Source organism: Marinobacter sp. NFXS11, from assembly GCF_040148675.1.
Taxonomy (GTDB): Bacteria; Pseudomonadota; Gammaproteobacteria; order Pseudomonadales; family Oleiphilaceae; genus Marinobacter.
The window spans coordinates 1,215,691-1,237,529 of sequence record NZ_JAGDDV010000001.1; the positions used below are offsets into that span (position 1 = coordinate 1,215,691).

A 21,839-nucleotide genomic window follows, 5' to 3' on the forward strand; every position below is an offset into this window, starting at 1 on the left:
CTAAAAGAAGAAAAGGATGGATGCCTTGAGAGAGATTACATCGAGATGGTTCGGCCTGCTTGCAGTTTGCTTCGCGCTCAGTCTGCCTGCCGGGCTTAACGCCCAGGAGAGTGACGACGTCCAATTGCCCGAGCAGTCGGACGTTCGGATCATTGTCGATATCTCGGGTTCCATGAAAGACACCGACCCGGAAAACCTGCGACAGCCCGCCGTGCGTCTGCTCGCCCGGCTTTTGCCAGAGGGGGCCTCAGCGGGTGTCTGGACCTTCGGGCAGTACGTCAACATGCTGGTGCCGCACCGGGAAGTGACCGACGCGTGGCGCGACATGGCCATCCAGCGCTCCGCGCAGATCAATTCGGTCGCCCTCAGGACCAACCTTGGAGCGGCTATTGAGACGGCAAGCGATGACTACTTCACTGACGGCGATCTGAGCCGGACCCACTTCATCCTGTTGACGGATGGCAAGGTGGATATCTCCGACGATCCTGCACGGAATACCGCAGAGGAAACTCGTATTCTGGACACGATTGTTGCGGACCTCATAGAACGGGGCGCCACATTCCATCCGGTAGCCCTTTCAGAGGCTGCCGATACTGACTTTCTGAAAGCGTTGGCGACAGACTCCGGCGGTCGTTTCCAGGTGGCGGATACAGCAGATGCGCTGAACCTGGCATTCCTTCAGGCATTGAATACCGCGGTTCCACAGGAGCAGATTCCCATTGAGGGCGATGGGTTTACCGTAGACGAAGGCGTTCGTGAATTTACCGCCCTGATTTTCTGGGGGAGCTCGGAGACCTCGGCAACACGGGAGCTTGCACTGGTTCGCCCGGACGAACAGACCGTGAATCTCTCCGAATTCCCCGATAATGTCCGGTGGGCAAGGGAATCTGGTTATGACCTGATCACGGTCAATGAGCCGTTGGCCGGGCAGTGGCGTATCAATGGCGAGCTTGGCGAGGGTAGCCGGGTAACAGTGGTGAGCGATCTCAGAATGGTAGTTAATTCATTACCACCGTCGTTTATCGCGGGCGACCCACTCAACATCCGGGTTGGCTTTTTCGAAGAAGGGGAGAAAATCACCAATCCTGATTTTCTGGGCGTGATTGAGGTTAGCCTTAGTATCACTTCGGAAGATGGCAGGAGTGGAACCAAGGTATTGTCTGGAGAGCAGCCGCCGGAAGATGGCACTTACCGGGATGCCGTGAGTCGTTTGCCAGCCGCGGGCCTCTATACCTTTGATGTGGTTGCGGATGGCCAGACCTTCAGTCGCAAGTTCAGCGCCACCGTCGGGTTCACTAAGCCTGAAGGGGCTGAGCCCGTTGATCAGCCAGTTGAATCGCTGAGCCCTGAGGTGACAGGGCCTGCGCCCGCCACCGAGCAGTCTGAACCGGAGCCGCCAGTGTCTGAGCCGGAGCCGGAGCAATCCGGGCGGGAACCGGCGATTGCATCGCCCATTGACGTGAGCCAAGCTGAGGAGCCAGCGGTCCAGGAGCCTGAATCGGCCCCTGAGGATCCCGAAGAAGCGGAAGCTGCCTCTGCAATTCCTTTGTGGATAATCGGCGCAGTGGGCGGTGGTCTTGTGGTGATTGGCGGCCTGGTGTGGTTTGCGCTCCGTCAGCGGAAGCAGCGTCAGCAGGAGCAGGCGCAAGCCGCTGCAGAGCGCGAAACGCTGGACGATCTGCAGGAAAAGCCCGAACCAGAACCTGAGCTGGAAATGGAGCCTGAACCCGAGGCGGAACCTGAGGAAACGGCTGAACCCGAACCGGATGAGGATCTTGAAGGGGAGGATATTCCGGAGGTCACCGAAGAAGCTCCCGAGGACGATATGTCTGAACTGGAGGCTGTGATCGATGAGCACGAAGCCACTCTGAAGGCTGAAGATGAAGTGCTCGAGGAGCCCGAGGCCGAAGAGCCTGAAGAGGACATACCGGTAGCGGATACTCCAGTGGACGAAGAGCCTGTGAATATGGACGAGGATATTCCGGAGCTGGAGGATGTCGCAGACCCCTCCGACGCTGATGCGCCGGGAGACGACGAGGAAGAGTTCGGGCTTGAGGATTTCGATTTGTCCGAGTTCGACGATTTACCCGATTATGACCAGGATGAGTCCGGGTTGCCCGAAGACGATCCGAAGAAGAAACCTGAGCAGAAAGACCAGAAAAAGTAACCAACAGGAACCAGAGCATGAAGTTTACCGGTACCGAGAAGTATGTAGCCACCGATGACCTGCAAATGGCCGTCAACGCAGCGATTGCGCTTCAGCGCCCGCTGTTGATCAAGGGCGAGCCGGGCACCGGGAAAACCCTGCTGGCCGAGGAAATGGCCGCTGCCCTCGGGATGAGGCTTATTCCCTGGCACATCAAGTCCACCACCAAGGCTCAGCAGGGGCTTTACGAGTACGATGCGGTTTCCCGTCTGCGGGACTCCCAGTTGGGCGATGAAAAGGTCAAAGACATAGGCAACTACATCGTAAAGGGCAAGCTCTGGGAGGCTTTTGAGGCCGACGAGCAGGTGGTTCTGCTGATCGATGAGATCGACAAGGCGGACATTGAGTTTCCAAACGACCTCCTGCTGGAACTGGATCGGATGGAGTTCTTTGTCTATGAGACTCAGAAGTTGGTGAAGGCAAAGAAACGTCCGATTGTAGTGATCACCAGTAACAACGAGAAAGAACTTCCGGATGCGTTCCTGCGCCGTTGCTTCTTCCACTACATCAGCTTCCCGGACCATGACACCATGCAGAATATCGTGGACGTGCATTTCCCGGGTTTGCAGCAGGAAATCGTGCGCGATGCCCTGGAAGTCTTCTTTGATGTGCGCAAGGTACCGGGCCTGAAGAAGAAGCCGTCCACCTCGGAGCTGATTGACTGGCTGAAACTACTGATGGCTGATGAGCTGTCGGCGAAAATGTTGCAGGAGAAAGATGCCAGCTCGGCGTTGCCACCTCTTTACGGTGCGTTGGTGAAGAATGAGCAGGATGTGCACCTGTTACAGAAGCTCGCATTCATGGCCCGTCGCCGCAGCTGATTCTCGGCAAGATCATTGGCAAGAGTCACGTTTTATGTTGATTGATTTTTTTCTTGAAGTCCGGCGCGCGAGGGTGCCCGCCAGTCTGAGGGAGTTTCTGGATCTTCTGGAAGCTCTGCAGAAGCGGCTTGCCTTTGCGGATATGGAGGAATTCTATTACCTGTCCCGTCTTTGCCTGGTCAAGGACGAGCGCCACTTCGACAAGTTTGACCGCGCCTTCCAGGCGTACTTCGAGGGCATCGAGAACCTCGACGAGCTGCTGGAGGCCCTGATTCCGGACGACTGGCTGAGAGCCGAGTTCGAGAAGCACCTGTCTGACGAAGAGAAGGCCAAAATCGATTCGCTTGGCGGCCTTGAGGAGCTGATCGAGACCTTCAAGAAGCGAATGGAAGAGCAGGAAGAGCGCCATGCCGGCGGCAATAAATGGATCGGCACTGGTGGCACCTCGCCTTTTGGCGCCAACGGCTACAATCCGGAAGGTTTCCGGATTGGCCAGAAGAAAGGCCGACACGGCCGCGCTGTGAAAGTCTGGGAAAAGCGCGAGTTCAAGGATCTCGACGACAGCGTGACCCTAGGCATCCGCAACATCAAGGTTGCGCTGCGCCGGTTGCGAAAGTTCGCCCGCCAGGGCGCGGCGGACCAGCTGGATATGGACGATACCATCCGTTCCACCGCCCGCAATGCCGGCTACCTGGACCTGAAAATGGTGCCCGAGCGGCACAATGCGGTGAAGGTGCTGATCTTCTTCGACGTGGGCGGCTCCATGGATCCCCACGTTCGTGTGTGTGAGGAGTTGTTCTCGGCCGCACGGCTTGAGTTCAAGCACATGGAATATTTCTACTTCCACAATTTCGTCTATGAAAGTGTCTGGAAGAACAATATTCGCCGGATGAACGAAACCACCAGCACCTGGGACATTCTTCACAAGTACACGCCCGACTACAAAGTGATCTTTGTCGGCGACGCCACCATGGCGCCCTATGAGATTTCCCACCCCGGTGGCTCGATTGAGCACTGGAACGAGGAGGCGGGCGCCACCTGGTTTCAACGTATCAACGAACACTTCCGCAAGGTTGTCTGGATTAACCCGCTCCCGGAGAGTTACTGGGGTAATGGAGGTTCGTTGGGTATGACCAAACAACTCGTTAACGATCACATGTACCCGTTGACCGTCGAGGGCCTCGAGTCGGCCATGAAACAGCTGAGTAAATAAAAAAAGCCGATGCGGTTGAGGGCATCGGCAAAGCTCGGCATATCAAGCGGGGTTGCCCGAAGGCACTCCCGCCGCTTTCCAGTCAGCAAATACAGGGCCAGTTGAATTAAAAGCTGCTAAAACAGTCGTTTAAAACTTAGCTTATCTGCTTAGGCTTTATTTTGCTCCGATAACTCTCCCCACCCTGTCAAATAACTCGACACTCTTCTCAATTTTTAACTGCCTGACTCGCGTTTTTCATTTGGTGATCTGGATACCGTTCTTGGCGGTTACCAAGTGTTACGCTTTCTGCCGATCTGTTACAGAACTTTGCATGCGTTACAGAGGCAACAAGGGCAGGAGGCTTATGGTCGGCATACAACAATCACAACACGGCCGGATTTCACTTCAAAAGGCATTCACCGTTGCGTTACTGGTTCCGGTGTTGCTCGCGGCAAAAATCTCGTTTGCAGCGGGGCTCGACGAGGAACTGGAGGAGCTGAGCGCAAAAGTTGCCAGTCACTCTGAAGACGTATTTGCGCTCGAGCAGAAAGTTCTTCATCCAGCCAATACCCGGCTGGCAGTTTTCCTGACACTTCAAAGCCGGGATGCCCTCGATCTTGATTCCGTCGAGCTCTTCGTGAATGGCCAACCTGTCGCTGCCCACCTGTATTCCGATAGAGAGCGGACATCGCTTGAACGCGGCGGAATCCAGCAGTTGTTCACCGGGAACCTGGAAAACGGCGAGCATGAGTTGAAAACGGTGATTACCGCTCGCTCTGCCGATGATGATTTCGTGCGACGGGAATCCACCCATAGGTTCAGAAAACGCCCCGGCGTACTCCGTTTGCAGATGAGTCTGGAAGCCCGGGCGCCCGATTACGAACCTCGGGTTTCTTTCCTGGAGTGGGAGTAGGGCGCCATGATGCTCCGGGTCCTGCTGTTTGTGTTGCCTCTGACTGTGCCCGGGTTTTCCGGGGCGGCCACGCCGGCAATGCCGGACGGTGTCCTTTCTGGTCTCAAGCAATTCCGGCAGGCGGGAGAAGTCGGCGTGGATCTTGGGGACGGACGACAGCAAGCGCTCTATGAAGATGCTGAGAAGGCACGAGCCGAAGGCCGCACCGATGAGGCCGGGCGCATCCTGGCCGGTATGAAAGAGGGCTACTGGGCGGCTCTGGGTTACCTCAATCTTGCCAGTGATTACGCGAAATCCGATCTTAACCCGGCCAGAGCGCTGGTTGCTCTGCGCGTTGCGTTAGCCATGTCCGAAGGTGACGCCGATTCCGAGCGTAGCCAGCATCTGGAGAATAATCTGTTGGTACGTGCGGGCCACCTTGCTTACCAGCATGGCGAATTCGATAAAGCGATCGGCTTTCTGGAGAAGGTCGATCTCGACAGTTTCAACACGCCGCGGGCCCTTTACCTGCACGGCTTGGCGCTGACAGAAAAAGGCAATCACCGCGCCGCTATGCAGAGCTGGCATCGAGCCAGGAAATATCCTCTGGCCTACCCGGGAGTTGCCGACGCATGGATAGGGATGGGGCGCGGCTACGATCTCTCCGGCTATCTCGGGCAGGCTGGAGAAGCCTACCTTGCGGCTAACGCTGCGTTCGAGAGTGAACGGGTCACGCTTCGTAAACTTGCCGGCAAGATTCGCGAGCAGGGCGCCTACAAAACCCTGGTGGAAGATGCCAGGGAAACCGGGGTTGACTGGTTTCTTGCCGACAGCCGCACTTTGACTCAACCGCGAATGGCCTATCTGTTGGGCTTCATGGAGGGTCCGGAGGCGCAGAGGGCGGCGGGGCGTGTCGTGGCTCTTCGCACCATGGCGGCAAAGCTGGATCGCCACGGTCATGATCTGCAGGTGTTCGGGGGAGCGCTTGAAGACAAACTCGCCGGAGTGCAGAACCCGTTCGCCGGCCAAAGCAAAATGGACCTCTCCGCACGGGGCAAGGATCTGAGTGCCAGCCTACAGAGTTTGGCCAATCAAGCCGATCCCGACCAGCAAGCCCGTATTCGCTCCCTTCAGAAAACGCTGGCCGACACACAGACCAGACTGGAACAGGTCCAGGCCAGGGGATCCCGGCAGCCGGAAACGCTGGATCGATTGCGTCGTGAAGCTCTGACGCTGGAAAGGCGAAACGAGGTGCTGTTATCGGCTGTTCGTCAGTTGCTCGAAAGGTCCGAGTCGGCGCTGGACAAACTGGCACTTGAGTATGTCGAAGCCAGAGATCAGCAGATGGCCTTTGCGCTGGACAAAACCGAACAGCAAATTGCGCATCTTTACGAATATCTCGCCCTTCAGAGCCTGGAGGAGACGCAGCCATGATGAAACCAGTCGCGGGCTTGTGCCTCTGCTTGATGTTGGTGGTGCCGGCTGCAGCCCAGGAAGCCTTTCGTGTAGAGCTTGGGCGGGACGGAGAGACGATCGGGGACATGCGACCGGTGTTTCTTACTTTTGAAAGCAGGCCGATGCCGGCGATCTCGCCTTCGGAAGTGGCCCGGCGCTACCATCGCCTGTTCAGGACATCGGACGAGCCTGAGGTTCGGATCGATGCCCTCAACCGGCTGAGCAACATCAGGGTTCGGTCAGGATCAGACGTTGGCTTGTCGGCGGCTGAAGAAGAACAGGTCTACAGCGAGGCCATCAGCAGCTATGAGTCTATTCTCGAGCGAGGTTCCTATGGCGGGAGGCTTGACGAGCTGCTGTACCAGATGGCCAAGGCCCATGCTCTGACGGGGCAGCAGGATGCTTCAATCCAGAGGTTGAAACAGCTGGTCGGGTTATATCCGAAATCCCCTCTTGTGCCAGAGGCCAGGTTCCGATTGGCTGAATCCGCCTTCGCAGCCGGACGCTACACAGAAGCGGAAACCGGCTATCTGCACCTCGTTAATTCAGACGCTGGTGGAGAGCTGGGCATCAAGGCCAGATACATGCTCGGTTGGAGCCAGTTCAAACAGAGGCCGTCTGCGTGGAGCAGGGCCGCAGCGACCTTTATCAGAGTTCTGGATGAGTTCCTGCCGAGCGCACAGAGCCTGGGGTCAGTCAGCGATTCGAGCGTTGATACCATCGATGACACGTTTCGGGTGCTTGCCCTGATGGCTGCCCGAAACAGCGGTACGGACACCCTTATTGCCTGGCTGGATGGGAGCCGGTCCCACCACTGGGAACATCTCCTGTTCGATCGGCTGGCCGATTACTACGCCGTGAAGGGCGAGACCGTCGCAAGTGTTGCTGCCAATCAGGCCTTTATTGACTATTCGCCCAGTCACCGTGCTGTGCCTGCCTTCCGGTTACAGATAGTGGATGTGTGGCAAGCGGCTGGTGATCCGGAGCAGGTTCGCAATGCCCGTGCGGAGTTCGTCGCCAGCTACAGCCAGGATTCCGCTTACGCCGCTCTGACTGGTGAACAGAAGAATAAATGGCTGAGTTACAGCAAACGGTTGGCGGATTACCACTATGACCTGGCCACACGATTGGTGGAACAGGGCCGGGTGGCGAAGGCTGAATCCACTTTTGCTGAGGCAGCGGTTTATTACGCACACCTGGCTCCGAGGATTGATCAGAGCGGCGAAATGCTTCGCCTTGCTGGTGATGCCTGGCTGCAGGCGAGGGATTTTCCGAAAGCGTTGACGAATTTTCGCAGAGCAGCCTATGAGTCGCCCGGTTACAGCGAGGCTGCTGATGCTGCCTGGGCCGCTGTTGCTCTGTTGAGAAACAGTCTTGACCGGCCGACCACTGTGTCTGCCTTTCAACGCGAACTGAAGGATGTTTCCAATGAGGCCAACCGCTTTAGTGGACGTTTCGAAGGGGATAGCCGGATTCCCGGCCTGATGGCAGATCTCGCCGCCCGGTGGCTGGCCGCCGGCGACCATCAGCTGGCGTTGGATTATGGTTCGCGAGTACTGAATGCGCCCACTGCCTCTCCGGCAGAGCGATACGCGGCATGGCAGGTTGTGGCCCGGATACGCCAGGAAGAGGGCGACTATGGCCTGGCGGAGCGTGCCTGGGGCCAGGCGCTGAATCTTGCCGAAAGTGAACGGCTCGCAAACGTGACCGAAGAGCAGGTCTCAGCCATTCGGAAGCAACTGGCGACGTCCGTCTATCGCCAGGCAGAGCTCGCGGTATCCAGTGGCAGGCTCGGAGAGGCCGTTGGGCACTTCCGACGGGTTGATTCGGTGCTACCAGGTTCGGACGTTGCGATCCGTGCGCGCTACGACGCGGCCAACACCTTGCTCAAAGCATCGGACTGGGGCGCTGCCGTCGGCGACCTGCAGAGTTTTCGCGCCGATTTTCCCCAGCACGAGCTTACTGCCGGCATCAGCGAAAAGCTGGTACATGCCTGGATTCAGTCTGATGAACCCACCCGCGCGGCGTCAGAATTATTGCTGGCCGCCGACAATCACGCTAACCCATGGCACCTGAAGTTGCGGGCTGCGGAATTGTTGAATCAAGCCGGGAATGTAGCGGAACGAAATGCCCTTTACAGGGATTACCTTGCAACGGCTCCGAAGGCAGAGAGCGGGGCCGAACATGAACAGCTCCAGACATTCCGGCATCGCCTGGTAGAAACCGGCGACAATCCCGATGCCTGGAGGGAAGTACTGGTCCAGTCAGAGCTGGACAGCACCTGGCACACCGCCGACACCCTTGAGTGGGCCTCCCGGGCGTCACTGGTGCTCGGTGCCCGTGCGGCTGCAGTGTTTACCAGCATCAGACTGAGCCAGCCGCTGGAACAATCTCTGGCGCGCAAGCAAAAGGCGCTGGAATCGGCTCGACAGAGATTCCTGGATGCCGAAGCCCTGGGCGGCGAGCGAGTTCTGTCTGAATCGCTGTTCCGACGGGCCGAACTCTATCGTGGTCTGGCCAAAGACCTGATGGCATCCACGGTTCCGGCGGATTTGAATGAACTGGAGGCGATGCAGTATCAGATGTTACTGGAGGAAGAAGCTTTCCCATTCGAAGACAAAGCCATTCAACTGCATACGGAGAACCATCGCCGGATTACGGCCGAGGGGTATGACCCCTGGATAGGACGCAGTCTTGGCGTTCTTGCGGAGCTGCACCCTGGACGTTACGAGCGGAGTGTTAAGTGGCTCGGCTGGAATATGGAGATCAGGGATGGCGTGTAATTCAACGGGGAAAGCGGGCCTGCCACTGGCGGCGCTTCTGGTGTTGCTCGTCGGGTGCGCCGGGCAGGAAGTCCGGCAGCCAGAGAAGCCGATCGGAAAGGATCTTGAACTGGCAGCAAATTATGAACAGGAGGGGCGGGTAGCCTTCGAAGAAGGACGGAAAGGCGCGGCAGTGGATGCATGGCAAAAAGCCGTAGAGCTGGATCCGACCAGGGCGGTGACAGTCAACAACCTGGCGCTCGTTCTAAAGGACCAGTACCGATTCGCCGAAGCGGCAAGGCTATTGGAATTGGGCATTAGTCATTCGCCGGATGTCGCCGAGCTGCATTTTAACCTGGCGGTTATTGCGGAGCTTTATCTGCTGGACCTGCGAACCGCCCTTGAGCATTACAATCGCTACCGGGAGCTGACGGAAAAAAACGACCAGCAGGTTGCTGGCTGGATAGCGGATCTGGAACGGAGGCTGCAGTAAATGGCTGATATCCGCATAACCGCCAAAGTCACTTTACGGGTGCTGACGCTGGCTGGCCTGCAGTTATTGCTCGTTACAACGGCGCAGGCGGATCAGGAAGAAACGACCCGGCTAGCTGTTGAAGGTATCTCTGCAAGCCTGGGCGAAGACGAGCCGCGGGTACTCTACATACTGCCCTGGCAAGCGCCAAGCCTGCCAAAACGACCAAGGGCAGACCTGAATGACGAGGCGCCGGAACTGGTCCGGCCGGTGGATCCAGTCGTCCTGGAGCGTCACCGTCTGTTTCGTGAAAACCTTAATCCTCTGATCCTGAGCCCTGCTGGGGGCTCAGGCCGGGCCGAGCAATAACGGGAGAGCAATCATGCTGGACACCATCGTACGTTTTTTCCAGGAAGGCGGGCCCTTCATGTACCCCATCGCTATTGTATTGGCATTGGGGTTGGCGATTACTCTGGAGCGGTTCTTCTATCTCTCTGCGGTACGGCGGCGAAACCGGATTGCCTTTGAGCGGGGCATCCTGCCGCTGCTGAGGAAACGGGACTATCAGCGGGCCATGAAAGCTGCCACAAACTCAGACAGTGCGATTGCCTCAATCATGGGGGCAGGCATCAGCCGTTTGTTGAGCAACAGCCGTAGGGAGGATATTGAGTACGCCATGGAAGAAGGTTTGATGGAAGTGCTGCCGCGCCTGGAAAAGCGTACCCAATATCTGGCAACCCTGGCCAACATCGCCACATTGCTCGGCCTGCTGGGAACCATTATTGGTTTGATTGCTGCGTTTACTGCCGTGGCGGCGGCAGATCCTTCCCAGAAGGCCAGTCTGTTGTCCGAAAGTATTTCCGTGGCCATGAATACAACGGCTTTCGGCCTGATGTCGGCCATTCCGTTGCTCATGTTTCATGCGGTACTACAGACCCGAACCAATGAGATTGTCGACAGCTTTGAAATGGCCGGCGTCAAGTTGCTGAACATTGTGTCTGAAGCATGAGACGACGTCACCGCAGGTTAAGTGTATCGCCTGAGCTGGATATTACCGCCTTTCTCAATCTGATGATTGTGCTGGTACCTGTCCTGTTGCTCGGCATGGTATTCAGTCAGGTTCGAATGATCGAGCTGAATTTTCCCGGTATGGATGCCGGGGAAGCGCCGGCGCCCGAAGAGTTCCGTCTCGTCGTTACTTTGATTCCTGAGGGTATTGAAATCGCCGACAGTGATCGCGGCTTGATCAGTGTGTTGCCGACAGAGGAGGCAGTTCAAGACTTCGAAGGCCTGCGTCAGGTACTTCGACAGATAAAAAACCGGGTTCCGGAGAAGGCCGATGTGGTTCTGGAAGTCGGGCCAGACATCGATTACCAGACACTGATCACGGCCATGGATACTGTCCGTTCTTATCCGGCGGTAGTTGCGGCCAGCGTGGTTGAGGGAGAGCTGTTTCCTGATGTCTCACTGATGGATGCGCCGGCAGACCGAAAGCTTGCGGCGAATGCCAGGCTTGAATCTGGGGAGGGCGTATGAAGACCTCGCGTAAGGCCAAAAGAATTCGTCGACATTACGGCCGTATGAAGAAGCCTGGGGGCCTGAACCTGGTGTCCCTGATGGACATCTTCACGATCCTGGTTTTCTTCCTGATGGTGAATTCGTCGGATGTGAAAGTGATGCAGAACACCGCGGACGTGCCACTGCCAAAGTCCACGGCGCAACAGGAGGCCGTTGAGAGCCTGACAGTGCAGATAACGGGCAACGCCATTCTCGTCCAGGGCAGCGAAGTGGCAAGACTGGAGGGCATCGAGATTGGCGATACCTATATCGCTGGTCTCTCGGAGGAGCTTTCTTGGCGTCGCAGTCGCTGGTCTGAAATCCCTGAGGAGGGGCTTGATGTAACCATCATGGCGGGTCGCGACACCGACTACCAATTGCTTCGCAAGGTCATGCAGACCTGTGTTGATGAGCAATACCGGCAGGTGCGGCTTGCTGTGGAACGGGAGGTCCGAAATGGCTGACAGCGGATGGTCACGAATTGGCGATTCAGGGCTGCCATGGAGTCGTGATCAGAGCGAGAGTCGACGATTTAAGTGCATCGTCTTGTTGGTGACGGCGCTGTTTTTGCCGCCCGCGTTGCTAATTCCCATTCAGGATGTGCCGGAGATCGAGCGCAGCGAAGCCGAGACGATTCCCCCAAGGCTGGCTCGCCTGGTGGAGAAGCCGCAACCGGTGGTGACACCGGAGCCGGTGAAGCCCGAGGCGGAACCCGAGCCCGAGCTGAAACCAGAAGTGCAGCCTGAAAAGCCGGAGCCGGAAGTTGCCGAGGTTGAACCGGCTCCTGAACCAGAGGTAAAACCTCAGATAGCAGCTCCGGAGCCGCAGCCAACGCAGACCGTCGAGCAGGCGAGGGAGAAAGCGTCCCGATCGGGGCTGCTGTCAATGAGGGACAAGCTGGCATCTCTCAGGTCCCCGGAACCGGAACCGGCCCGAAAATTTGCGGTCAACACGGAGGCCAGCGCCCCGGATCGAACCCGAGTGAGTGAGGAATCTACGGAAGTCCTCGCTGGCAGTGGCGGCGTTGAAGATACTGTTGCTCCTGAAACAACCGTCGCTGTCGCTGAGCACGAGGTCAAAACAGTTGAGGCCCCTGTTGAAGAAACCCGGAAAGTGGCTGCCCAACCTGCAGAGACAGCCCCGTCCGCTGGTGAACGGGCAATGAGCAATATCCGGAAAGTCTTCGAGGCCCAGAAAACCGCACTCTATTCCATGTATCGGCGGGAACTCCGCCAGGACCCGACCCTGGAGGGCAAGGTTCTGCTGGAGTTGGTCATAGAGCCGGATGGCTCGGTTTCCGCCTGCGAGGTGGTTAGCTCAGAGCTTGGACATGCCACCCTGGAGCAACGGATTGCCATGCGGGTGCGGCTCTTCAATTTCGGGGCCGACAATGTTGAGGCCCGCAAGGTCAGGTTCCCGATTGATTTCCTGCCCGGCTGAAGCGAGCAATCGGGCGGCCATAACGATGGCTGCCCGATTCGGGTTCTCAGTGTTCGATGGCGATTTTCGGCAGTCGGGGTTTGTGCAGAGACACTTTTTCCGTCGGGGCGATTACCTTCGCTTCCCCGATGACCACCTTCTGTCCGTTCTGATTGCGCACGTCGCACTCCACCACAACCCGGCCTTTCGGCTCCTTGCGAAGGACTTTGAGATGAACGGTCAGGGTGTCGTCCAATTTTACCGGCCGCTTGAACGAAAGACTCTGCTCAAGGTAAATGGTCCCAGGGCCTGGCATCACTGTTGCCAGAGCCGCCGAAATCAACGAGCCGCTCCACATGCCGTGGGCGATGCGTTCCTTGAACATGGAGCCTGCGGCAAATTCAGAGTCCAGGTGTACCGGGTTTACATCGCCGGAGACCGCTGCAAACAGCACCAGTTCGTCCTCGGTAAGGGTGCGTGTGAAGGTCGCGGTATCGCCTTCGTTCAGCTCGTCGTAGGTGATATTTTCCAGGGTATCAAGGGTATCGCTCATCGCGTGCTCCGCACTGTTGTCATTTGAGTACAGGTGTTCTGGTTGGTGTTCGGGTAAGAGTTTCGAAAACTACCTCATCGGTTACAAAACTGCTATTCTCTCCCCACTTTTTTGAGGCTGATACTTTTGTAGGGTTGATTTTTTGAGCAACCTGACATCGGTAAATCATTACAATCAAAAGCGCCAAACAGGAGATGGTGATGGATTTTGAGCAGTTCTATCAGGATAAATACCCCGCCGGCGTGCCCCGCGAGGTGGACCTGAACAAGTACAAGAGCATGGTGGATGTGTTCGAACAGTCGGTCAAAAAATTTGCCGACCGTCCAGCTTTCAGTGCTGTTGGCGCAACTCTCACTTACCGTGACCTCGACACCCAGAGCCGTAACTTTGCAGCCTGGCTGCAAAACAAGACAGACCTGAAACCTGGCGATCGCATTGCGGTGCAGATGCCTAACGTCAGTCAGTACCCGGTTGTTGTGTTTGGCGCTATGCGGGCGGGCATGATTGTGGTGAATACCAACCCGCTGTACACCACGCGGGAGATGGAGCACCAGTTCAACGATTCCGGTGCCAAAGCCCTGGTGGTTCTGGCGAATATGGCCGAGAACGCCGAGAAGGTGTTGCCGCACACTGGCATTGAGCACGTGATTGTGACCGAAATCGCTGACATGCACTCGCCGATCAAGCGCACGCTGATGAATGCCGTGGTCAAGCACGTCAAAAAGATGGTGCCGCCGTTCAATATTCCCCAGGCGCACAAACTACCGGCAGTCCTGAGTGCAGGCGCCCGTGAAAAATTCACTCCGGTTGAATGCAAGCAAGACGATATTGCCGTGCTTCAGTACACCGGTGGCACGACCGGCGTGGCGAAAGGCGCGATGCTGACCCACGGCAACCTGGTGGCCAACCTGCTGCAGACCCGCCCGATGATGGAAGACATGGTGGTTGAAGGTCAGGAAGTGGTAATTGCGCCCCTGCCGCTCTACCACATTTATTCCTTTACTCTGAACTGCGGCATCATGCTCGAGGCCGGCGCGCACAACGTGCTGATTCCGAACCCGCGTGACATCCCGGGTTTTGTGAAAGAGCTGAAGAACCATAAGTTCACCGCATTCCTGGGCCTGAACACGCTCTTTGTCGCGCTCTGCAACAACGAAGACTTCCAGGATCTGGACTTCAGCAGCCTGAAGCTGACTTCCTCGGGCGGCATGGCGCTGACAAGCGACACCGCCAAGATGTGGGAGCGGGTCACCGGATGTGAGATCTGCGAGGGCTTCGGCATGACTGAAACCTCACCGGTTGTGACCTTCAACCCCCACAGCGCCATTCAGATCGGCACCATCGGCCTGCCGATTCCTTCCACCCTGGTGCAAACGCTTGACGAAGAAGGCAACGAAACACCGCTAGGCGAGCCCGGCGAACTGTGTGTGAAAGGCCCCCAGGTTATGCGCGGCTACTGGCAGCGCCCTGAAGACACCCAGAAATCCTTTACTGAGGATGGCTACCTGCGCACCGGCGACATCGCCCTGATTCAGGAAGACGGGTATATCCGTATCGTCGATCGCAAGAAAGACATGATCATTGTTTCGGGCTTCAACGTGTTCCCGAACGAGATCGAGGATGTGGTCAGCAGCCATCCGAAAGTGGTCGAGTGTGCTGCGGTTGGCGTCCCCGATGCCAAGAGCGGTGAGGCGGTCAAGGTTTATCTGGTGCCGACGGCTGAAGGCGTGACGGAGAACGAGCTCAAGGAGTTTTGTCGCGAGCGGCTCACTGCCTACAAGGTTCCCAAGAAGTTCGAATTCCGGGACGAGCTGCCCAAGACCAATGTGGGCAAGATCCTGCGCCGTGAACTCCGGGACGAGGCGAACAACAAGTAAGCCTTTCTGGCAGTTGATCACGGAAAACCCTGCTTCGGCGGGGTTTTTCCGTTTTTAAGAAACCGACTTTCCCGATAGACTGTCGCCCAATCGAATCCGAGTGAGCGCTATTCCGGCAATTCAATGACAGAAACCCGTTCTGATACTCCGAGCACACCGAAACCCAGGCCCGATGGCGAAGCCGCCGTTAAAGCGATGATGGAACAGCTGGACGCCTGCAATCAGCAGGAGGCGGCCCGAATCGTTAAAACGGTTGCCCGAACCAAGGGAAAGCCCGGCCAGAAAGACCTGGAGAAAATGGCCAAGTGGCTGGATCGTGGGCTCGAAAAGGTCCAGCAGCGCCATGCCCTGCACAAGCCGGCCAGCTTCCCCGAGGGCTTGCCGGTTTCCGAGCGTGTGGATGATATCCGTGAGGCCATCGAAAACCATCAGGTGGTAATCATTGCGGGTGAAACCGGTTCTGGCAAAACTACCCAGATACCCAAAATCTGCATGAACAGTGGCCGCGGCATTCGTGGCCTGATCGGTCATACCCAGCCCCGTCGGATTGCCGCCCGCAGTGTGGCTGCCCGCATTGCTGAGGAGATCGGAGAGCAGACCGGTCAGCAGATCGGGTATCAGGTTCGTTTTACTGACAACACCTCCGAGCAGTCCCGCGTAAAGGTGATGACCGACGGTATCCTGCTGGCAGAAGTTCAGCACGACCGGTTTCTGGATCGCTACGATACGATCATCATCGACGAAGCCCACGAGCGCAGTCTCAATATCGATTTCCTGCTGGGCTATCTCAGACAGCTCCTGCCCAAGCGCCCGGATCTGAAGGTCATCATTACGTCGGCCACGATTGAGGTTGAACGGTTCAGCGAGTTCTTCGACAAGGCGCCGGTGATTGAGGTGAGTGGCCGCACCTATCCGGTGGACGTGCGTTACCGGCCGCTGACCGGCGAAGAAGACGATCGGGATCAGGGCTGGACCGATGGCGTGCTGGGCGCCCTCGATGAAATCGAACAACATGAGCGCAGCCAGAAGCAGCCACCCGGGGACATCCTCGTGTTCCTGCCCGGAGAGCGGGAGATCCGCAATCTCAGCAAGGTTCTTCGCCATGTTGACCTGCGGCACACCGAAGTACTGCCACTGTATTCCCGGTTGAGCAATGCCGAGCAGAACCGGGTGTTCCAGTCCCACAAGGGTCGACGGATTGTGCTCTCGACTAACGTGGCAGAGACCTCCCTGACGGTACCGGGTATTCGATACGTGATCGATACCGGGGTTGCCCGGATCAGTCGTTACAGCGTGCGCTCGAAGATTCAGCGATTGCCGGTTGAACCTATCTCCCAGGCCAGTGCCAACCAGAGGGCAGGTCGTTGCGGCCGTGTGGCCCCGGGTATCTGTTTCCGCCTGTACGATGAGACGGACTTTATCAACCGCCCGGAATACACCGATCCGGAAATCCTGCGAACCAACCTGGCCTCGGTGATTCTGCAAATGGCGACCTCGGGGCTTGGCGAAATCCGCCAGTTCCCGTTTCTCGAGGCACCGGACAAACGCCAGGTCAACGATGGCTATAAACTTCTGGAAGAATTAGGTGCGGTGGATGACAAACGTCGCGTCACCCGCCTTGGTCGAACCATGGCGCGGCTGCCTCTGGATCCGCGCCTGGCCAGGATGCTGGTCACCGCCGCCGAGCTAGGCAGTCTTTCAGAAACGCTGGTGATCATTGCCGGGCTGAGTATTCAGGATCCCCGGGAGCGACCTCAGGACAAACAGCAGGCCGCGGATCAGGCCCACGCGCCTTTCAATGACAAAGAATCCGATTTTCTGACACTACTGAATGTCTGGAACTTCTACGAAGAACAGCGTCAGGAACTTTCTCAGAATCAGCTCAAGAAGGTCTGTCAGAAGAGTTTCCTGAGCTGGATGCGGATGCGGGAATGGCGGGACATCCATCGCCAGCTAACGCTGATTTGCCGCGAACAAAAACTGGCGATCAACAAGGATGCCGCCAATTACGAATCCCTCCACAAGGCGATTTTGGCCGGTCTCCTGGGCCAGGTGGCGGTGAAAGTGGAGAAAAAGGAATACCTGGCAACACGAAACCGGAAAGTCCTGATCTTTCCCGGCTCAAAGGTAGCCAAGACTGGCCCGAAGTGGATCGTAGCCACCGAGATTGTGGAAACCAGTCGGGTGTTTGCCCGGGTGGTGGCCGCCATTCAACCGGAATGGATTGAGCCCCTGGCCGGACATATCGTCAAGCACCACTACTTTGAGCCCCATTGGGAGCAGAAGCGGGCCCAGGTGATGGGTTATGAGAAGGTTACCCTGTACGGCCTCGATATCGTGGCCAAGCGCCGTATTCCTTACGCCAAAGTGGATCCGGCGGAATGCCGAAATCTGTTTATCCGGCGAGCCCTTGTAGAGGGGGATTACCGATCAAAGGCGCCTTTTATAGCCCGTAATCGGGATATGCTCGACACGGTTGAGAATCTGGAGAAGAAAACCCGGCGGCGTGATCTGCTCGTTGACGATGAAGTGCTGGTGGCCTTATATGATGAACGCCTACCTGCAGACATCGTCAGTGGCCGGCATTTCGAGACCTGGTGGAAAGGGCTCCCGGCGGAGCAGTTGAAAGAACTCGAGCTGACTGAATCCGACATTCTTCAGCGTCCGGTTGATGCCCAGGCAGCTGGCCTTTACCCGGACTATCTTGAGTGGGAGGGCGTTCGTTACCCGCTGAGCTATGAGTTCGAACCCACCAGTGAAAAGGATGGCGTCACGCTTCAGGTGCCTTTGATGGCGCTCAAGCAGATACCGTCCCGTCGCCTGGAATGGCTGGTGCCGGGACTGTTGAGGGAGAAGTGCATTGCCCTGGTGAAATCCTTGCCCAAGGCCTTGCGCCGGAATTTCGTGCCGGTGCCGGATTTCGTGGATGCCGCTCTCGAAAATCTTCAGCCTTCCAATGAACCGCTTACGCTTCAGCTTGGCGAGCAGTTACGGCGCATGACCGGTGTGCAGATTGATCCTGAGGCCTGGTCCGACAGCGAATTGCCGAAGCACCTGCGGATGAACCTTCGCGTTATGGGTGACGGCGGTCGCACCATTGCCGAAAGCCGTGAAACGACCGATCTGCAGCACCAACTTGAAGGCCAGGCCGAGCAGGCACTTGAGTCGGCCACAAAGGATGATTCGGCGACAGAGCCAAGCGGTGAGTACACCGACTGGCAGTTCGGAACATTGCCCGAACAGGTTCAGACGGAAAAGGGTGGCATGCAGGTGACCGTCTATCCGGCGCTTGAGGATCTGGGCAAGCAGGTGCGCCAGATACGCTGTCTGGACCGGTTGACCGCTGGAGACACGACCCGAAAGGCAATCGCCCGACTGATTCTCAACCGCTTCGGCAGGACGCTCGATGATCTGGAGCGCAAGCTTCCCCGTTTCAAACAGTCTGCGCTGATGTTTGCTCCGGTGGGGCAGTCGAAAGTATTGCTGGACGATTTGCTGTTGGCGACAGCCATGCAGCACTTTCTCCGTGACGGGGTTCCGCGGACCGCAGAGGACTTCGACCGCGTGTTTGATGCTCACCGGGGTGATTTCATTCCGGCCCTGGAGCAGGCAGACGAGCGGTTGTATCAGGCCATGACCGGTTACCAGAAAGTGGCGAAACAGTTGAAAGGCAAAATCAACCTGGCGCTCGCCAACAGCATGGCCGATCTCAAGTTTCAGCTACAGAACCTGGTGTATCCTGGATTCCTGGTGGAAACGCCGCCCGAGTGGTTGTCGGAGTTCGGGCGTTACTTTGAGGCCGCCCTGGTTCGGCTGGAGAAGATGTCACGGGAAATGGGCCGTGAGCGGGAGTTTCTTCACACTATTGAGCCACTCTGGTCCCGATACGCTGTCAAGCGGGACGAACAAAAGCGGCAGGGCGTTCGAGACCCCGAACTGGTGGTTTACCGCTGGATGCTGGAAGAGTTCCGGGTGTCGTTTTTTGCCCAGCAACTGGGCACGGTGATGACCGTGTCGGTAAAACGCTTGGACCGGCAATGGGAGAAAACCCGAGTCTGACGAAAGCATGGCGCACCAATCCGGTGCCGCTGACTGATACCCGACGGGCAAAACCCCGATACTGTGTTAGTATTTCTGGCAGTAGGTCAACGAATTAACCAGACGGGACGCCAGGCATCCCGTTTTCACAATCATGACGTGGGGTTAGCGTGATTAAAGCCGTTATTAGCGGGACCGGTCTCTACACACCGCCAGCAACCATTGATAATGACGAACTGGTCGAAGCCTTCAACCAGTACGTTGAACTGTTCAACGCCGAGAACGCAGACGCCATCGCCAGCGGCGATGTAATGCCACTGCAGCCTTCTTCATCTTCGTTCATCGAAAAAGCGTCGGGCATCAAACGTCGCCATGTCATCGACAAGGATGGCATTCTCGATCCCAAACGCATGAAACCCTACATCCCCGATCGAAGTAACGAAGAGCCTTCGGTGCAATGCGACATGGCGATTACCGCCTGCCGTGAGGCGCTTGAGCAAGCGGGCAAGTCGGCACAGGATGTCGATGCCGTGATTGTTGCCTGTTCCAACCTGCAGCGGGCCTATCCGGCTGTTTCTATCGAAGTTCAGGAAGCGCTTGGTATCGACGGGTTTGCCTATGATATGAACGTAGCCTGCAGCTCAGCCACGTTCGGCCTCCAGGCGGCAGTCAATTCCGTCGAAAACGGCAGCGCCCGTGCCGTTCTGGTTGTTAGTCCGGAAATCTGTTCCGGCCACCTGAACTTCCGGGATCGGGACAGTCACTTTATTTTCGGTGACGCCTGTACGGCTATTCTGGTTGAGCGAGAGGAAGATACTCGTGAAGGTCAGGGCTTCGAGATCCTCGGTACCAGTCTGAAAACGAAATTCTCGAATAACATCCGGAACAATTTCGGGTTTCTGAACCGCGCCGATGATGCCGGTGTTGGTAAGCCGGACAAACTCTTCGTGCAGCAGGGCCGCAAGGTATTCAAGGAGGTTTCGCCTCTGGTTGCCGAGACTATTCAGAAACAGCTGCAAAGCCTGTCTCTGGCACCAGATGATCTTCGCCGCATGTGGCTGCACCAGGCCAACTTGAATATGAACCAGCTGATTGCCCGCAAGGTGCTGGGCCGGGATGCGACCGAGGAAGAGGCACCGGTGATTCTGGATGAGTACGCCAACACGAGCTCTGCCGGTTCGATCATTGCCTTCCACAAACACAAGGATGATCTTGTCAGTGGTGATCTCGGGGTAATCTGTTCGTTCGGGGCAGGTTATTCCATCGGCAGCGTAGTGGTACGCCGCCGGTAAGGATGCTCTGGTTCAAGACGTTGCCAGTGCCCTGAGGGTATCTGGCAGTGGAGCCGATGAGCGCGTCTTTCGGTCGAACCAGACGATTTTTGCATAGCCTTCCGCATATACGGCGCCGGTATAGACATCTGTCAGCAAATGGTAGGTGTCGAGACTGGTGTTACCTGCTTTGTCAGCGTATGTTTTCACCTCAACCGTTGCCGGGTGGTTCAATTCCTTTAGAAAGGTTGCACTGGTCTTTATAATGACAGGGCCGGTCGGCTCGTCAGGCCCGCCCAGCTCCAGTGAAGCCAGCCACACAATGCGCGCTTCCTCAAAGAATCGGAAGTAGACTGTATTATTGGCGTGGCCGTATGCATCCATGTCTCCCCAGCGGAGAGGCATGGTGATTGTGTTTACAAGATTTCCCGGTACTGACATCGGTTTCTCCGGAACAAAGGTTTAATAATAAAAAGTAGCGCCGGTATTTTCGACGAATTGAAACGAATTAAACAACCCAAGAGCAGATGATGAAATACTTTTTTATCCGGCGCCGGCTTTTTACCCTGGCCATGTTGTTGTCCCTGGCCGCATTTCTGCCAGCGGGCCAGGTTATCGCCCAGAACATGCAGGAACCCGCTCCAGAAGGGTCTGTCCCGGTTGATCCCAAAGACCCCTGGGAGAACTGGAACCGCAAGGTGTACACCTTCAACGAGAGAATCGACCGCTGGTTCCTGAAACCGGTAGCGCAGGCCTATCGGACCTTTACTCCGCAGATTGTCGACCGCGGCATTACCAATTTTTTCAACAACCTGACAGAACTGAGGAACTTCACCAACAGTGTGTTGCAGCTGAAAGGGGAGTCGGCGGTGGTGGCTGTCGGCCGCTTTACCTACAACACCACCTTCGGGCTGGGCGGCCTGTTTGATGTGGCAACCGCCTTTGATCTGCCGGAACGGCCCGAGGATTTTGGCCAGACTCTGGGATACTGGGGCACGGGTTCCGGGCCTTATCTGATGCTGCCTTTTCTTGGGCCTTCCACACCCCGGCACTTTACCGGGTTCGTGACCGACGGCTTTGCGTTGCCGTCAGCCTGGGATGAAGTGGACAGGCCGGAAGTCTACTATGCCCGAGGGCTGCAAATTGTCGACCGCCGGGCAGACCTGATTCCCGCTGAAAGCTTTATCTCCGGCGATAGCTATGTGTTTGTCCGAAACGCCTTCCTGCAGCGTCGGGAATTCCTGATTAATGACGGGAAGGTGGTCAACGATCCGTTTGCCAGCGGTGATGATGAGGATCTGATGCTCGATGATTTCTGAGC

18 protein-coding genes are annotated in these 21,839 nt (G+C 56.9%); 16 read left to right on the forward strand and 2 right to left on the reverse strand.

Annotated features, from left to right (window positions below; genetic code table 11):
- The first annotated feature begins 16 nt into the window (after window positions 1–16).
- The 12 genes from J3362_RS05710 to J3362_RS05765 all read left to right on the forward strand — a co-directional run bounded on the left by J3362_RS05710 (window position 17) and on the right by J3362_RS05765 (window position 12,800).
- Window positions 17–2,167: a VWA domain-containing protein gene (locus tag J3362_RS05710; RefSeq protein ID WP_349518536.1), complete on the forward strand. Its 2,151-nt coding sequence runs from the start codon at window positions 17–19 to the stop codon at window positions 2,165–2,167.
- 17 nt (window positions 2,168–2,184) lie between these two features.
- Complete coding sequence (locus J3362_RS05715) at window positions 2,185–3,027, forward strand: AAA family ATPase (protein WP_349518537.1); 843 nt, start codon at window positions 2,185–2,187, stop codon at window positions 3,025–3,027.
- 34 nt (window positions 3,028–3,061) lie between these two features.
- Window positions 3,062–4,240, forward strand: a complete 1,179-nt coding sequence (locus tag J3362_RS05720; RefSeq protein ID WP_349518538.1) for a vWA domain-containing protein — start codon at window positions 3,062–3,064, stop codon at window positions 4,238–4,240.
- Between the two features lie 346 nt (window positions 4,241–4,586).
- Complete coding sequence (locus tag J3362_RS05725; protein WP_349518539.1) at window positions 4,587–5,135, forward strand: AraC family transcriptional regulator; 549 nt, start codon at window positions 4,587–4,589, stop codon at window positions 5,133–5,135.
- A gap of 6 nt (window positions 5,136–5,141) precedes the next feature.
- A complete protein-coding gene (locus J3362_RS05730; protein ID WP_349518540.1) occupies window positions 5,142–6,548 on the forward strand; it encodes a tetratricopeptide repeat protein in 1,407 nt (468 codons plus the stop codon).
- Window positions 6,545–9,352: a tetratricopeptide repeat protein gene (locus J3362_RS05735; RefSeq protein ID WP_349518541.1), complete on the forward strand. Its 2,808-nt coding sequence runs from the start codon at window positions 6,545–6,547 to the stop codon at window positions 9,350–9,352. The genes J3362_RS05730 and J3362_RS05735 overlap by 4 nt, the downstream gene beginning before the upstream one ends.
- A complete protein-coding gene (locus J3362_RS05740; protein WP_349518543.1) occupies window positions 9,342–9,824 on the forward strand; it encodes a hypothetical protein in 483 nt (160 codons plus the stop codon). The genes J3362_RS05735 and J3362_RS05740 overlap by 11 nt, the downstream gene beginning before the upstream one ends.
- Complete coding sequence (locus J3362_RS05745) at window positions 9,825–10,172, forward strand: hypothetical protein (protein WP_349518544.1); 348 nt, start codon at window positions 9,825–9,827, stop codon at window positions 10,170–10,172. It begins immediately after the preceding gene.
- A gap of 13 nt (window positions 10,173–10,185) precedes the next feature.
- Window positions 10,186–10,812: a MotA/TolQ/ExbB proton channel family protein gene (locus J3362_RS05750; RefSeq protein WP_349518545.1), complete on the forward strand. Its 627-nt coding sequence runs from the start codon at window positions 10,186–10,188 to the stop codon at window positions 10,810–10,812.
- Window positions 10,809–11,339, forward strand: coding sequence for an ExbD/TolR family protein (locus J3362_RS05755; protein ID WP_349518546.1), 531 nt, complete (start codon window positions 10,809–10,811; stop codon window positions 11,337–11,339). The genes J3362_RS05750 and J3362_RS05755 overlap by 4 nt, the downstream gene beginning before the upstream one ends.
- Window positions 11,336–11,824 carry an ExbD/TolR family protein gene (locus J3362_RS05760; RefSeq protein ID WP_349518547.1) on the forward strand — a complete coding sequence of 163 codons (489 nt, stop codon included), beginning with the start codon at window positions 11,336–11,338 and terminating at the stop codon, window positions 11,822–11,824. The genes J3362_RS05755 and J3362_RS05760 overlap by 4 nt, the downstream gene beginning before the upstream one ends.
- A complete protein-coding gene (locus J3362_RS05765) occupies window positions 11,817–12,800 on the forward strand; it encodes an AgmX/PglI C-terminal domain-containing protein (protein WP_349518548.1) in 984 nt (327 codons plus the stop codon). The genes J3362_RS05760 and J3362_RS05765 overlap by 8 nt, the downstream gene beginning before the upstream one ends.
- 46 nt (window positions 12,801–12,846) lie before the next feature.
- On the opposite strand, the gene J3362_RS05770 is transcribed toward J3362_RS05765, so the two are convergent.
- Window positions 12,847–13,332, reverse strand: a complete 486-nt coding sequence (locus J3362_RS05770; RefSeq protein WP_349518549.1) for a MaoC/PaaZ C-terminal domain-containing protein — start codon at window positions 13,330–13,332, stop codon at window positions 12,847–12,849.
- A 200-nt stretch (window positions 13,333–13,532) separates the two neighbouring features.
- Here J3362_RS05770 and J3362_RS05775 point away from each other — a divergent pair, with 200 nt between their 5' ends.
- From J3362_RS05775 to J3362_RS05785, 3 genes are all read left to right on the forward strand, one after another.
- Window positions 13,533–15,209 carry a long-chain fatty acid--CoA ligase gene (locus J3362_RS05775; protein ID WP_349518551.1) on the forward strand — a complete coding sequence of 559 codons (1,677 nt, stop codon included), beginning with the start codon at window positions 13,533–13,535 and terminating at the stop codon, window positions 15,207–15,209.
- A 123-nt stretch (window positions 15,210–15,332) separates the two neighbouring features.
- Window positions 15,333–19,268 (forward strand): ATP-dependent RNA helicase HrpA, encoded by a 3,936-nt coding sequence (gene hrpA, locus J3362_RS05780; RefSeq protein ID WP_349518552.1) that lies wholly within the window; start codon window positions 15,333–15,335, stop codon window positions 19,266–19,268.
- A 149-nt stretch (window positions 19,269–19,417) separates the two neighbouring features.
- Window positions 19,418–20,539, forward strand: coding sequence for a beta-ketoacyl-ACP synthase III (locus tag J3362_RS05785; protein WP_349518553.1), 1,122 nt, complete (start codon window positions 19,418–19,420; stop codon window positions 20,537–20,539).
- Between the two features lie 12 nt (window positions 20,540–20,551).
- Here the strand turns inward: J3362_RS05785 and J3362_RS05790 are convergent, their stop codons facing one another.
- Window positions 20,552–20,959: an acyl-CoA thioesterase gene (locus tag J3362_RS05790; RefSeq protein ID WP_349518554.1), complete on the reverse strand. Its 408-nt coding sequence runs from the start codon at window positions 20,957–20,959 to the stop codon at window positions 20,552–20,554.
- Between the two features lie 89 nt (window positions 20,960–21,048).
- Here J3362_RS05790 and J3362_RS05795 point away from each other — a divergent pair, with 89 nt between their 5' ends.
- Window positions 21,049–21,837, forward strand: a complete 789-nt coding sequence (locus tag J3362_RS05795; RefSeq protein WP_349519254.1) for an MlaA family lipoprotein — start codon at window positions 21,049–21,051, stop codon at window positions 21,835–21,837.
- Window positions 21,838–21,839 lie beyond the last annotated feature (2 nt).